Below are 14,021 nucleotides of genomic sequence, written 5' to 3' on the forward strand. Positions count from 1 at the left end.
CCTCTGCCACGTACAATAGAAACGAGGAGGAGAGACGATGAGAACACGCGATAGATTGCTTGAACGAATGGAACGAATCGGAGAATCGGTTGCCGCACACGAAGGGACGCTGATGCTGCTTGCATTAGGGTCGATTGGACAAGAGACGGAGCGGTTGGATGATTATTCGGACCTCGATTTCTTTTTAATTGTCGAGGACGGGCAGAAGGCACGCTTTATCGACCGACTCGACTGGCTTGAAGTCGAGCCGCTTCACTATCAGTTTCAAAACACGAAAGACGGACATAAGATCATGTATCACGATGGCATCTACGGTGAGTTCGCCGTCTTTGAAGTACATGAACTCGCAGCAATCGCCTATACATCAGGACGCGTCGTCTGGCGACGGGATGAAGCACTCGACGTGTTCGCGACACCGCGTCTTGAGATCGCGCGTGAAGCGACGGCTTATTACTATGAAGAAGCGTTGACGAACCTATATGTCGGCTTGCTTCGGGAACGCCGGGGCGAGATGCTCGCCGGGTTCGAACTCGTCCAAGTCGCGGCCGTTCAAAACGTCTTGAAGGCGCTCGGTGGACAAGGAGACCCGTTCAACCCGACACGTCGGGTCGAGACGAGACATCCAGAGATGATTCCTTTCCTGTCAGGCGGGGTATTAGGATATGGCAAGTCGGGCGTCGCGGCAGCGGTCATCTTACGTTTCATCGAAGAGCGATATGAGGTCAACCCAACGATGAAGCGAGAGATCGAACGGTTGCTTGAGACGTGAATTGATTTCTCTAGATATGCTACATTGATGAAAGAGGTGATGAACAGATGGTGACACTATACGGCTATCCACCATGCAGTACGTGTAAAAAAGCAGAAAAATGGTTGAAAGAGCAAGGCGTCGAGTATACATACGTTCATATCGTCGAATCGACACCGACGAAAGAAGAACTCGCCGAGCTTTGGAAACAATCGGACTTGCCGCTTAAGAAATTCTTCAATACGAGCGGGCAAGTCTATCGAAACGAAGGCATCAAAGACAAGCTACCTAATCTATCAGAAGACGAACAACTTGAGCTATTATCAAGCAATGGTATGCTTTTGAAGCGTCCAATCGTCACAAATGGTGAAAAAACGACGGTCGGATTTTCAGAAAAGTCCTTTACGGACGTTTGGGGCTAAGTGCTATAATACAGATGTGAGTCTAATTTATTTGAGGGGGAAGTTAGGATGAGCAAAGTACCAGCAAATTTACGTTATTCAAAAGAACATGAGTGGGTAGAAGTGAACGGAACGAAAGCCCGCATCGGCATCACGGATTTCGCACAAAGCGAACTAGGGGATATCGTGTTTGTGGAACTCCCAGAAGTTGACGGTACAATCCTACTCGACGAGCCATTCGGTTCAGTCGAATCAGTCAAGACGGTCTCTGAGTTGTATGCGCCAGTATCTGGACGCATCACAGCAGTGAACGAAGACCTTGCCGATTCTCCAGAACTCGTCAACGAGTCACCGTTTGAAAATGCATGGATGGTCGAAGTTGAGTTGACGGAAGAGTCAGACCTCGACAAGCTCATGTCTGCAGAAGAATATGAAGCGATGATTCAAGGATAAGTAAAACCGGCCTCTCCTAATTGGAGAAGCCGGCTTTTTTTATGTTCACTCGAAATCGAGTCGGTAATGGTCCGATTTGACGAGCGTCGCCCGTTCGAACACACGATAGAAGAAAATCCCGAGCCCGACTGGAATAAGCCCGAACAAGACGATCACGAGAAGCACGTTGAACAAGGCGAACCCGCCCGGCATGAGATGTAGCGCGTTTACCGGTCCGATGAGTCCAGATACGCCAAACCCTGCGCTGATTGGAGTCCCCTCGATTCTTAATATACCAGCGAGCGCACCGAGGATGGCCGCATTCGCCAAAATCGGAAGCATCATAATCGGGCGTCGGACGAAGTTTGCCATTTGAATCTTCGGCGATCCGAGGAAGTGGGCGATCGATGTACCGGTCGCGTTCGCCTGCCAACCCGCGATGGCGAGACCGAACCCGGCGGCGACGACGCCGAGGTTTGCCGCACCGGCTGCAACGCCTGATAGACTGATGGCCGTCGCAATCCCGACAGTCGAAATCGGCGAGACGATGATGAGCGAGAACGCCATCGCGATCAAGATGCCCATGAGAACCGGTTGAAGATCCGTCATCGTCATGATGAGGTATCCGATGTATGTCGTGATCTGTGAGATATACGTCAATAAGAAGGCACCGATGCCGCCTGCGACGACAATGACTGTCATCGGCATGACGATGACCGTATACGTCTTCAAGTGGGGAGCGAGCTTCATGACAAGAATCGTAGCGATTGCAGCGGTCACACCGGCTGTGATCACGTCACCGATTCCGGCCATCACGAACGCACCTTCATTAATTCGAACAGCGCCACTGCCGACATAGGTTGCGATGGCAATCGTTCCTGCCTCTAAAATCGATCGTCCGAACTGCATCGCGACGGCAAGACCGATAATGGCCGGGAGGAGGCGCATCGCAATCGTCGTCGCATCCAATATGAATTGAAGAGACGGAAAATAAGGGAGTATAGCTTTCGTGAGTTCACCGAGCAGCGCGCTCGGGATGAGGGCGATCAGAATCGCCATGCTGAGACCGTTTAAGACGTTCATCGTAAATTGCTTTGTCGTACCTGTTGCCTGTTCCGTCATCATTCATTCACCTGTCCTTCTTCTTTGCTGTTATGTACAAAAGCGATAAAGTTAGAACCCATATTATTCCTATCAGACAGAAGAGTCAAGAGAATCATTGAAAAATTCTGAAATTTCACGAGAGCACGATTTTTGAACGGAACTCGAACGACTATTATAATGACAAGAGAGGTGAGAAAAATGATTACAGACGGATACTTATATATATACGCCCCAATGTGTGGTACATGCGCTGTCGCGGAGAAAATGTTGACGGTTGTCGAGGCGGTCGACCCTGAAATTCAGATTGAAAAGCGCGATGCGAACTATATCCCAAAAGAACTTGAAGCTTATCAGGTGATGAGCGTCCCAGCGCTGTTAAAGCTTGAAAATGGCGAGGTTCGGGATCGTCTTTATGCCTTTCAAAACGTTCAGCATGTCCTCTCTTTCGTGAAGTGAGAGAGGAACATTAGAATAATCTGAAAATTTTAAATAATCAGTTGACACAGAAAGTTCACGAATGGTATATTCATTACAACATCTTACTTGAACACAAAATAGGACGCGATATTCCCGACATCAAGACGTTTTGGTGAAGCCGCTGCTACCTTTATACGAATACACGTCAGTCTTCCCTTCGATTGTCCCCCAAAAAAATCAAGCGAAGAAAGACGTTCCGTATAATCGCACGGTCCAAGTCAAGATCGAGTGATGATTGGTGAATCTCCCCCATATAGGGATGTAAATCTTGAACGGGCAAAAGATTTTCATCTATGGGCTGTCCTTCCGTGACTCAAGGTGCTACGTTCTGTGTCGTCCTCGGACGGCACCTTTTTTTGATTTTTTTGAAAAAATGATTTGACAGCAGAAAAAGCTGTCGCTATGATAAAGCTAATCGAATACACAACACTCTTATCAAGAGAGGCTGAGGGACTGGCCCTATGACGCCCAGCAACCGCGGAGTAATCCGAAATGGTGCTAATTCCAGCAAGGTGAGAAACCTTGACAGATGAGAGCAATCGTTGTCCGTACGATAAAGTGCGCACGTTTGCTCAAACGTGCGCGCTTTTTTTGTTGTCAGGAGGGAAAGGAATTGATTCAATTACGAAACGTCGCCAAATGGTTCGATACGAAGAATGGTCGTGTCCAGGCGGTGGATGATGTGTCACTAACGATTGATCGCGGTGAAATTTTTGGAATAATCGGATATTCGGGGGCGGGGAAGTCGACGCTCATCCGATTACTCAACCGTCTCGAATCACCGTCTAGCGGTGAAATCGAGGTCGCCGGGAGTGAGCTCACGAAGCTCAGCCCGAAAGAATTACGAGGGGTTCGCAAGAACGTCTCGATGGTCTTCCAGCACTTTAACCTTCTGTGGTCGCGCACGGTCGCAGAAAACATCAGCTTCCCACTCGAATTGATCGGGGTACCGGCAAGTGAGCGGAAGCGTCGGGTTCAGGAACTCGTCGAGCTCGTCGGATTATCAGGTCGTGAAGACAGCTATCCGTCACAATTATCCGGCGGTCAAAAACAGCGAGTCGGGATTGCCCGCGCGCTCGCTACAAATCCAGAGGTGCTCCTCTGTGACGAAGCGACAAGCGCGCTCGACCCGAAGACGACGGATTCGATTCTTGAACTGCTCGTCAGCATCAATAAGAAACTCGGATTGACAATCGTCCTCATCACGCATGAGATGCACGTCATCCAAAAGATTTGTCATCGCGTCGCCGTGATGGAGGCAGGGAAAGTCGTTGAGACAGGTCAAGTCTCTGATGTGTTCCAACATCCGGAGCAGCCGATCACAAAAGAATTCGTGAAACAAATCGGGGCGGTCGACGATCTGTCGCTCACGTTCGAACATTTGAAAGCACGCTATCCGAGTGGGCAAATCGTCAAATTGAAATTCTTGAACGAAACGGCAGAACAACCGATTTTGTCTGACGTCCTTAAGACGCACGACATCGGATTCAACATCATCGGCGGTAACGTGACTCAGTCACAAGTCGGTGCGCTCGGCACGCTATTCATCCAATTGATTGGGGAAGCACGAGAAATCGAACGCGCCATCGCGTCGATTCGTTCGCAATCAGTAGAAGTGGAGGTGGAAAGCGATGTTTCCTAACGTAGACTGGCAAATCATGATGGAACAGACATGGGAGACGTTATACATGACGCTCGTCGCGGGTGTCGCGACGTTTGTGATCGGACTCGCTTTAGGTTTGATTCTTTATATTACAAACGAATCGCTATTATTGAAGAATCGTCCAATTTACGTCTTCGTCAGCGCGATCGTCAACGTTTTCCGTTCGATCCCGTTCATCATCTTAATCATTTTACTCATCCCGTTCACGTTGTTCCTGCTCGGTACCATGCTCGGTTCGACGGCGGCGCTTCCGGCACTCATCATCGGAGCTGCACCGTTCTATGCCCGTATGGTCGAACTTGCCCTTCGAGAAGTCGACCGCGGTGTCATCGAGGCGGCCGAATCGATGGGCGCGACGAAATGGCAAATCATTTATAAAGTCTTGATTCCGGAAGCACTTCCGGCAATCGTTTCAGGACTCACGGTGACCATCGTGGCAATCGTCGGTTATACGGCGATGGCCGGTGTCGTCGGAGGCGGCGGACTCGGGAACTTGGCCTTCTTGGAAGGGTTCCAACGCTCACAAAACGACGTCACGTTCGTGGCGACGGTGCTCATCTTGATCATCGTGTTCGTCATCCAGTTCATCGGTGACCGACTCGTCACAAAAATTGATAAACGTTCAGCTTAATTACACATACACCATTTGGAGGGATTCATAATGAAAACTTGGAAAACAGTACTCGGATTGACAGCTTTATCAGCATTCACAGTTCTCGCGGCTTGCGGCGGAGAAGAGGCAGAAACAGGTTCTGGCGATGAAAAAACATTGATTGTCGGTGCGTCGAACGTACCGCACGCTGAGATTTTAGAGCACGTACAAGAAGAATATGAAGCAAAAGGCTACAAACTCGAAATCAAGAAGTTCCAAGACTACGTGCTTCCGAACAAGACGCTCGCAAGCGGTGAGCTTGATGCGAACTACTTCCAACACGAGCCATACCTCGAGTCGCAAATGGCTGAAAACAAAGACTACAAATTCGCATCTGCGGGTGGTGTCCACATCGAGCCAATCGGTGTCTACTCACAAGACTACAAATCGCTCGACGAACTTCCAGAAGGTGCGGAAATCATCATGAGTTCATCGGTCGCTGACCACGGACGTATCCTCACGATGCTCCAATCAGAAGGTCTCATCACACTTGCTGAAGGCAAGACGGTCGATGCGACAGTCTCTGACATCGTTGACAATCCTAAAGACTTGAAGTTCAAAACAGACGTTGAAGCAGCACTTCTTCCGACAGCTTACAACAACGGAGAAGGCGATGCGGTCCTCATCAACACGAACTACGCAATCGACGCAGGTCTCAACCCACTTGAAGATGCCATCGCACTCGAAGGCGAAGACTCACCATACGTCAACTTGATCGTCACACGTGAAGGGGACGAAGAAGATGAGCGCGTCAAAGCACTTCTCGAAGTATTGACTTCTGAAGAGACACAACAGTGGATCTTAGACGAATACAAAGGTGCGGTCGTACCGGTACAACAATAAGCAGTCTCGACTCAGGGGTCATCCCCTGGGTCTTTTTTTGTCTAGTGTTCTTTCATGAAGAGAAGTACACTACATATATGAAAGAAAAGGGGGGGTTGGATGAAGCTCAGACAGATTCATCCACTGACGTGGGGCGTCCTGTTCGGGACGTTTTTTGCACGACTGGCGACGTTTTTCGTCATGCCATTTTTTGCGATCTATCTGGCCACGCTCGGCTTTTCGGCGAGTGTGATTGGAACGATCTTTGCCGTGACGGCACTTTCGGGTCTGTTCATGAGCTTCTTTGGAGGGACTCTTTCTGACCGATATGGGCGAAAACAGCTCATGTTGATTGGCATCGTGCTCAATGCCGTTACGTTCGCTGGTCTCGCGCTCGCGACCGAACTGTTTTGGTTTTATATGTTATCGATGTTGATGGGCATGTCGCGATCTTTCTTAGAACCGGCTTCACGCGCACTCATCAGTGACACGACGCAGGCAGACCAACGGGTCATCGTCTATAACGTCCGTTACTTTATGATCAATATCGCCGCGGCCTTCGGGCCACTCTTGGCGGTCGTCCTATCACTCACCGGAGTGAAGACCGCATTCTTTGTCGTGACGGCAGTATACATATTGTATGGAATCATCATCTCGATCTTGTTTTATAAGTATCCGTTTGAAGAGGGAGACGGGGTCAAGGCACGGCCACACTTGACGGAGACGTTCCGGGTCCTGCGAGACGACCGGACATTCCGTGCGGTTATCATCGGAATGATCTTTGCAATTATCGGTTACAGTCAGTTCAATTCGACGCTCCCTCAATTCATCGCATTAAGCGACGGGTTGGAAGACGGTTCGAGATTGTTTGCATACTTATTGACGACGAACGCCATCACGGTGCTCATCGTCCAGTATCCGATTATGCGTTTCGGGATTCGTGTCTCGCCGATCAAGTCACTCTTCTTCGGCATTTCGACGTTGTCGTTCGGTCTTTTATTGATTGGTTTTGCGACAGTTGAATGGGTACTCTTTGTGGCAATGGCCATTTTCACGGTCGGCGAAGTATTGATGTTCACGATGACAGATGTATTGACGGATGAACTGGCTCCCGAACATTTACGGGGAACTTATTTTGGGGCGATGGGATTGACGTCACTCGGTCAGACGATCGGTCCGATTATCGGTGGGGTGTTACTCGATACATTCGGGCAATCATCGCTTCCGGTGTTCGGAAGTTTGGCGCTCTTGACGGGGTGTGGTGCCTTCTTCTTCGCGGCCGCAGTACGAGAGCGGAAAGCCGTCCTCGCACTTGTCGAAGAGAATGCCGGATAATGTCTTGATTTCCTACTATTAGCATTCTCAACTTTTATCATTCTATTGAGAATGAATTCTAAGGTGAGTCGCTTGAAATAAAAAAATGACTAGTCTAAGATTAGAATATATCTAATCTACGCCATTCACTATGGCGAGAAAATACGGAAGGGGTATCCGAATGTCTAACGTACCACAAATGAAAATTGATGACCTCCGCGTCTCAATCGAAGGAAAAGAGATTGTTAAAGGTCTTAACCTAGAAATTAAAGGTGGCGAAATTCATGCCATCATGGGTCCAAACGGGACTGGTAAATCAACACTCGCATCAGCACTCATGGGTCATCCACTTTATGAGGTCACTGGGGGGAGCGTCGAATTAAACGGCGAAGATGTCCTCGAGATGGAAGTCGACGAGCGCGCACAAGCAGGAATGTTCCTTGCGATGCAGTACCCGGCTGAAATCAGCGGTGTGACAAACGCAGACTTCTTGCGTTCAGCAATCAACTCACGTCGTGAAGAAGGTCAAGAAATCTCACTCATGAAGTTCATCCGTGAACTCGATGCGAAGATGGAACTTCTCGAAATCCCTTCAGAAATGGCACACCGTTACTTAAACGAAGGATTCTCAGGCGGTGAGAAGAAACGTAACGAAATTCTTCAAATGATGATGATTCAACCGAACATCGCCATCTTGGATGAAATCGACTCAGGTCTTGATATCGATGCACTCAAAGTTGTCGCAAAAGGTGTTAACGAAATGCGTTCAGAAGAGTTCGGCTGCTTGATCATCACGCACTACCAACGTCTCCTCAACTATATTGAGCCAGACTTCGTACACATCATGATGGACGGGAAAATCGTCATGTCTGGTGGCAAAGAGCTCGCACAGCGACTCGAAGCAGAAGGTTACGACTGGGTGAAGCAAGAACTCGGAATGACAGTAGACACAGAAGCGTAAGGAGGCTGTACGATGACCGTACAATTTGAATTGGATGCACAAGCGTTGTCGGCACGTGCAGAAGCGCTCGGCGGACCAGCATGGATGGTCAACCGTCGTAAAGAGGCAGCAGAACTTGCGCCGACACTTGCTTTGCCAAAAGTTGAAAAGATTAAGATTGATAAGTGGTACTTCGCAGCGGGTGATGTCAATCTCGAACCGAAAGATGGTTTGACAGCTGACATCGAATCACTTCTCGGAGACCACCGGACAAACGTGCTCGTTGAACGCAACGGTCATGTCGTCTATAACGAATTGTCGATGCCAGAAGGCGTCTTATTCATGGGAATCAAAGAAGCGATGGAGCAACATCCTGAGCTCGTTGAGAAATACTTCATGACGGAAGGCGTACGTGTCGATGAAGAACGTCTTTCGGCGTTGAACGCTGCCCTCACAAACGGTGGGGCGTTCATTTACGTACCGAAAAACACACAATTGAAAGATCCGCTTCAAGCCATCTTTACGATGGAACAGGCGAACGGTGCCCTCTATCACCACACGATTCTCGTCGCTGACGAAGGCAGTGAAGTGACATACATCGAAAACTTCCTTTCTGGTACGAACGAACCGCACACGGTCAACGTCGTGACGGAAGTATTCGCTGGAGAGAACGCGAAAGTCGTCTTCGGTGGTGTCGATCAGCTCGCTGAATCAGCCCTTACGTTCATGAACCGTCGCGGTGTCGTCTATGCGAACGGTCGCCTCGATTGGGCGCTCGGTCACATGAATGACGGGAACTCGGTCGTCGAGACGAAGACTCACCTCGTCGGAGACAACACGTATTCGGATACAAAAGCTGTGACAATCGGTCGCGGTGCACAAAAACAAAATTTCAACATTCGTACCGACCACTTCGGAAAAGCATCTGAAGGGTTCATCTTGATTCACGGTGTCCAAAAAGACGCAGCCACTGCGATTTTCAGCGGTACATCGATGATTCACCACGGTGCGTCAAAATCGAACGGTGTACAAACCGAGCGCGTCTTGATGCTCTCTGAAAAAGCACGTGGGGACGCCAACCCGATTCTTCTTATCGATGAAGATGATGTTATGGCAGGTCACGCGGCATCGGTCGGTCGTGTCGATGACGTTCAATTGTATTACTTGATGAGCCGTGGATTGTCTCGCCAAGAGGCAGAGCGTTTAATCATCCACGGATTCTTGACGCCTGTCGTCGAAGAACTCGCAATCGATTCGGTCAAAGACCGTCTCCGCGAAGTCATCGAAGGGAAAGTACGTTAAGATGTTGAACGCCTCGATTCGTGAACAATTTCCGATTTTAAATCAGGAAATCAATGGACACCCGCTCGTTTATCTTGATAGCGCGGCGAGCTCACAAAAGCCGCTCGCTGTCATCGAGGCGATCGAGGACTATTATCGTCGCAACCATTCGAACGTGCATCGTGGCGTCCATACGCTCGGGACGCAAGCGACGGATGCATATGAAGGAGCACGCGAACGCGTCCGCTCGTTCATCCATGCGGCGGTTCCTGAAGAAATCATTTTCACACGTGGGACAACGACGGCCATCAACTTGGTTGCGTCGAGCTACGGGGATGCGAATGTCGGTGAAGGCGACGAAATCGTCCTCACTCCGATGGAACACCATGCGAACTTGATTCCGTGGCAACAACTCGCCAAGCGAAAAGGCGCGACGCTTCGATACGTCGAGCTCACGCCGGACGGACGTGTCACATTGGATGCCGTTCAAGCCGTCTTATCGGACCGGACGAAAATCGTCGCGATGAGCCACGTCTCAAACGTGCTCGGTACGATCAATCCGATTGCCGAAGTCGCTCGACTTGCGCATGAGTTTGGTGCCGTCATGGTCGTCGATGCTGCACAAAGTGCACCGCATCGTAAACTGGACGTTCAAGCGCTCGACTGTGACTTCCTTGCCTTTTCTGGACATAAGATGCTCGGACCGACTGGAATCGGTGTCTTATACGGGAAGAAACAACTCCTCAAAAACATGGAACCGGTCGAGTTCGGTGGCGAGATGATCGACTATGTCGATTTGTATGAATCGACGTGGAAAGACATCCCGTACCGCTTCGAAGCGGGAACACCAATCATTGCTGGAGCGGTCGGACTTGCGGCAGCCATCGATTTCTTAGAAGAAATCGGGCTTGAGAACGTCGAAGCACACGAACGTGAACTCGCGTCTTACGCGATCGAGCAGATGAAAACGATTGAAGGAATCGAGATTTATGGTCCTGAAGATCGCGTCGGTCTCGTCACGTTCAACTTGAAGGACGTGCATGCGCACGACCTCGCGACCGTTCTCGATATGCAAGGCATCGCGGTTCGTGCCGGTCACCACTGTGCACAACCACTCATGCGTCTTTTGAAGCAATCATCGACGGCACGGGCGAGCTTCTATTTGTACAACACAAAAGAAGAGGTCGACCGTTTCATCGAGGGATTACGTCAAACGAAGGAGTATTTCAATTATGAGTTTTAATAATCTCGACATGTTGTACCGCCAGGTCATCATGGATCACTATAAAAACCCAAGAAACCGTGGCGTCATCGAAGATGGCGTGACGGTGGACTTGAACAACCCGACATGTGGGGATGCGCTTCGTCTTCAACTACAAGTCGAAGACGATATCGTCAAAGATGCGAAGTTCGAAGGGGAAGGCTGCTCGATCAGTCTCGCCTCGGCATCGATGATGACCCAAATCGTCAAAGGAAAAACAGTAGAAGAGGCGCTTCAACTCGCTAACATCTTCTCTGAAATGGTTCAAGGCAAAGAGTACGACACGGATACGTTTGACCTCGGTGATATCGAGGCGCTCTCAGGCGTATCGAAATTCCCGGCTCGAATCAAGTGTGCCACGCTTGCGTGGAAGGCGCTTGAAAAAGGAGTAGATGAGGACGCGTAAGGAGAAGGAGGAGACCGATATGGCAAAGAACATGCCGGAAATTGGCGATTATAAATACGGCTTCCATGATCGGGACGTTTCGATTTTCCGTTCAGGCCGCGGCTTGACGACAGAAATCGTAGAGACGATCTCGCGCATGAAAGAAGAGCCACAATGGATGCTCGACTTCCGTTTGAAGTCGTTGGATCACTTCAACAAGATGGCGATGCCGACATGGGGCGGAGACCTCTCGGCACTTGATTTCGACGAAATCACTTACTATGTCAAACCATCTGAGAAGACAGAACGCTCATGGGATGAGGTACCAGAAGAAATCAAACGTACGTTTGACAAGCTCGGTATCCCAGAAGCAGAGCAAAAATACTTGGCAGGTGTCTCGGCTCAGTATGAGTCTGAGGTTGTCTACCACAGCATGCAAGAAGACTTCGAAGCCAAAGGTGTCATCTTCAAAGATACAGACACAGCACTCAAAGAAGACGAAGAAATCTTCAAAGAGTACTTTGGGAAGTTGATCCCGCCGACAGACAACAAGTTCGCGGCCCTCAACTCAGCTGTTTGGTCGGGTGGCTCGTTCATTTACGTACCAAAAGGTGTGAAACTCGAGCAACCGCTTCAAGCTTATTTCCGTATTAACTCGGAAAACATGGGTCAGTTCGAGCGTACGCTCATCATCGTCGACGAAGGCGCATCGGTTCATTACGTCGAAGGATGTACGGCACCGGTTTACACAACGAACTCGCTTCACTCAGCGGTCGTTGAGATCTTCGTCAACAAAGACGCATACTGCCGTTACACGACAATCCAAAACTGGGCGAACAACGTCTACAACTTGGTAACGAAACGTGCAGTCTGTGAAGCGGGTGGATCAATGGAGTGGATCGATGGAAACATCGGATCGAAACTCACGATGAAATACCCGGCTGTCATCTTGAAAGGGGAAGGCGCACGTGGGATGACACTCTCGATCGCCCTCGCTGGTAAAGGACAGCACCAAGACGCTGGAGCGAAAATGATTCACCTCGCGCCGAACACGTCTTCGTCAATCGTCTCGAAATCGATTTCGAAACAAGGCGGAAAAGTATCGTACCGTGGAATCGTCCACTTCGGCCGTAAGGCGAAGGGCGCGCGCTCGAACATCGAGTGTGACACGCTCATCATGGACAACGAGTCAACGTCAGATACAATCCCGTACAACGAAATCTTGAACGACCAAGTGTCACTCGAACACGAAGCGAAAGTCTCAAAAGTGTCAGAAGAGCAACTCTTCTACCTCATGAGCCGTGGAATCTCGGAAGAAGAAGCGACAGAAATGATCGTTATGGGCTTCATCGAGCCATTCACAAAAGAATTGCCAATGGAATATGCGGTCGAAATGAACCGTCTCATCAAGTTCGAGATGGAAGGTTCGATTGGATAATCGCCTGAATGACGGACTCCTTGTAAAAAGGGGTCCGTTTTTTTGTTATGTCTATGCCTTATGTAGGGTATGCTAAAAAGAGAATGATATATAGAAAGGAAGGATCTACATGACACGTATTCCACATAAAGATGATATTGACCCGAAAGATATCACTCGCATCGCCGTCATCGGTGCAGGATGGGTTGGGGTCAGTTTTGCTTATCAATTATCAACGGCAGCCCTTTGTGAAGAGCTCGTCTTAATCGACTCGAATCATGCCAAAGCAGAAGGGGAGGCAATGGACCTGAATCATGGCATCTCGTTCGCCCCGACACCGGTCCGAATTTGGGCAGGGGACTATTCGGATTGTAAAGACGCAGATATCGTCGTCATCACGGCAGGTGCGGCGCAAAAACTCGGCCAAACACGGATGGACCTCGTCGAGCAAAACGCGAAGGTCGTCCGCACCGTGACACAAGACTTGATGAAGAGTGGATTTGACGGCATCTTAGTCGTCGCGACGAACCCGGTCGATGTCATGGCACACGTCGCTTGGAAAGCATCGGGTCTACCGAAAGAACGTGTCATCGGGTCAGGGACCGTCCTCGATACGGCGCGACTCCGTTACAAACTTGGAGACTATTTCGAACTGTCGCCACGAAACTGCCACGCTTATTATATGGGAGAACATGGGGATACGGGATTTGTCGCATGGAACAACGCGCGCATCTATGGAAAGAGTATTGATGAACTGTTGGCAGAGAACGAGAAGTATCGGTTTGAGGACTTGGAATCCATTTATATAGATGTGCGTGACGCTGCTTATCAGATTATCGAGTATAAGAGTGCCGCTTATTATGCAATTGGGGTCGGCTTACTACGCATTATCCGGGCCATCGTTCGAAATGAAAATTCCGTCGTCACGATTGGGGCTCATTTAGAAGGCGAGTATGGGGCGAGTGACGTGCATATCGGTGTACCGGCCTTGATTGACCGGAGCGGCATTCGCAAGATTATCGAAATTGAATTGACGGACGAAGAACAACAGAAGTTTGATGCCTCGGTACAAGCAATCAAGGCCGGAATCGAGAAAGTCGAACCAGCATCCTAAAAAAAATCCG

Annotated in this window: 15 protein-coding genes and 1 riboswitch; of the genes, 14 read left to right on the forward strand and 1 reads right to left on the reverse strand. The window is 49.6% G+C overall.

Translation table 11 applies throughout. The annotated features are described in order from the left end of the window. Positions 1 to 37: 37 nt before the first annotated feature. The 3 genes from AC5LIL_RS04595 to gcvH are packed head-to-tail and all read left to right on the forward strand — an operon-like array spanning position 38 to position 1,602. Positions 38 to 769, forward strand: a complete 732-nt coding sequence (locus AC5LIL_RS04595) for a hypothetical protein (RefSeq protein ID WP_499825059.1) — start codon at positions 38 to 40, stop codon at positions 767 to 769. Between the two features lie 47 nt (positions 770 to 816). Continuing rightward, a complete protein-coding gene (locus tag AC5LIL_RS04600; protein WP_214693491.1) occupies positions 817 to 1,170 on the forward strand; it encodes an arsenate reductase family protein in 354 nt (117 codons plus the stop codon). 48 nt (positions 1,171 to 1,218) lie between these two features. Further along, a complete protein-coding gene (gene gcvH / locus AC5LIL_RS04605) occupies positions 1,219 to 1,602 on the forward strand; it encodes a glycine cleavage system protein GcvH (RefSeq protein WP_026825478.1) in 384 nt (127 codons plus the stop codon). Between the two features lie 45 nt (positions 1,603 to 1,647). Here the strand turns inward: gcvH and AC5LIL_RS04610 are convergent, their stop codons facing one another. Continuing rightward, on the reverse strand, positions 1,648 to 2,703 hold the full coding sequence (locus AC5LIL_RS04610) for a PTS sugar transporter subunit IIC (RefSeq protein WP_251126844.1): 1,056 nt from the start codon (positions 2,701 to 2,703) through the stop codon (positions 1,648 to 1,650). Between the two features lie 180 nt (positions 2,704 to 2,883). Between AC5LIL_RS04610 and AC5LIL_RS04615 the strand changes: the two genes are divergently transcribed. The 11 genes from AC5LIL_RS04615 (at position 2,884) to AC5LIL_RS04665 (ending at position 14,011) form a co-directional block, all read left to right on the forward strand. Then, entirely contained in the window at positions 2,884 to 3,141 is a 258-nt protein-coding gene (locus AC5LIL_RS04615) for a thioredoxin family protein (RefSeq protein WP_214693488.1), read from the forward strand. 450 nt (positions 3,142 to 3,591) lie between these two features. Beyond that, positions 3,592 to 3,698, forward strand: a riboswitch (SAM riboswitch). A gap of 77 nt (positions 3,699 to 3,775) precedes the next feature. Beyond that, the gene (locus AC5LIL_RS04620) at positions 3,776 to 4,804 is read left to right on the forward strand and encodes a methionine ABC transporter ATP-binding protein (protein WP_214693486.1); all 1,029 of its coding nucleotides are present in this window, start codon (positions 3,776 to 3,778) and stop codon (positions 4,802 to 4,804) included. After that, positions 4,794 to 5,456 carry a methionine ABC transporter permease gene (locus AC5LIL_RS04625; RefSeq protein WP_012726857.1) on the forward strand — a complete coding sequence of 221 codons (663 nt, stop codon included), beginning with the start codon at positions 4,794 to 4,796 and terminating at the stop codon, positions 5,454 to 5,456. Before AC5LIL_RS04620 ends, AC5LIL_RS04625 begins: the two co-directional genes overlap by 11 nt. 30 nt (positions 5,457 to 5,486) lie before the next feature. Further along, complete coding sequence (locus AC5LIL_RS04630) at positions 5,487 to 6,320, forward strand: MetQ/NlpA family ABC transporter substrate-binding protein (RefSeq protein ID WP_499825060.1); 834 nt, start codon at positions 5,487 to 5,489, stop codon at positions 6,318 to 6,320. A 99-nt stretch (positions 6,321 to 6,419) separates the two neighbouring features. Next, positions 6,420 to 7,634 (forward strand): MDR family MFS transporter, encoded by a 1,215-nt coding sequence (locus AC5LIL_RS04635; RefSeq protein WP_499825061.1) that lies wholly within the window; start codon positions 6,420 to 6,422, stop codon positions 7,632 to 7,634. 178 nt (positions 7,635 to 7,812) lie between these two features. Then, positions 7,813 to 8,574, forward strand: a complete 762-nt coding sequence (gene sufC, locus AC5LIL_RS04640; protein WP_143180266.1) for a Fe-S cluster assembly ATPase SufC — start codon at positions 7,813 to 7,815, stop codon at positions 8,572 to 8,574. A 12-nt stretch (positions 8,575 to 8,586) separates the two neighbouring features. Continuing rightward, positions 8,587 to 9,855, forward strand: a complete 1,269-nt coding sequence (gene sufD / locus AC5LIL_RS04645; protein ID WP_499825062.1) for a Fe-S cluster assembly protein SufD — start codon at positions 8,587 to 8,589, stop codon at positions 9,853 to 9,855. Position 9,856: 1 nt separating this feature from the next. After that, positions 9,857 to 11,077, forward strand: a complete 1,221-nt coding sequence (locus tag AC5LIL_RS04650) for a cysteine desulfurase (protein WP_074033539.1) — start codon at positions 9,857 to 9,859, stop codon at positions 11,075 to 11,077. After that, the gene (gene sufU / locus AC5LIL_RS04655) at positions 11,067 to 11,501 is read left to right on the forward strand and encodes a Fe-S cluster assembly sulfur transfer protein SufU (protein WP_499825064.1); all 435 of its coding nucleotides are present in this window, start codon (positions 11,067 to 11,069) and stop codon (positions 11,499 to 11,501) included. The genes AC5LIL_RS04650 and sufU overlap by 11 nt, the downstream gene beginning before the upstream one ends. Before the next feature lie 19 nt (positions 11,502 to 11,520). Further along, positions 11,521 to 12,918, forward strand: a complete 1,398-nt coding sequence (gene sufB, locus AC5LIL_RS04660; protein ID WP_047795116.1) for a Fe-S cluster assembly protein SufB — start codon at positions 11,521 to 11,523, stop codon at positions 12,916 to 12,918. Between the two features lie 109 nt (positions 12,919 to 13,027). Next, positions 13,028 to 14,011, forward strand: a complete 984-nt coding sequence (locus AC5LIL_RS04665) for an L-lactate dehydrogenase (RefSeq protein WP_499825065.1) — start codon at positions 13,028 to 13,030, stop codon at positions 14,009 to 14,011. Positions 14,012 to 14,021: the final 10 nt, after the last annotated feature.

Source organism: Exiguobacterium sp. RM11 (assembly GCF_059821525.1).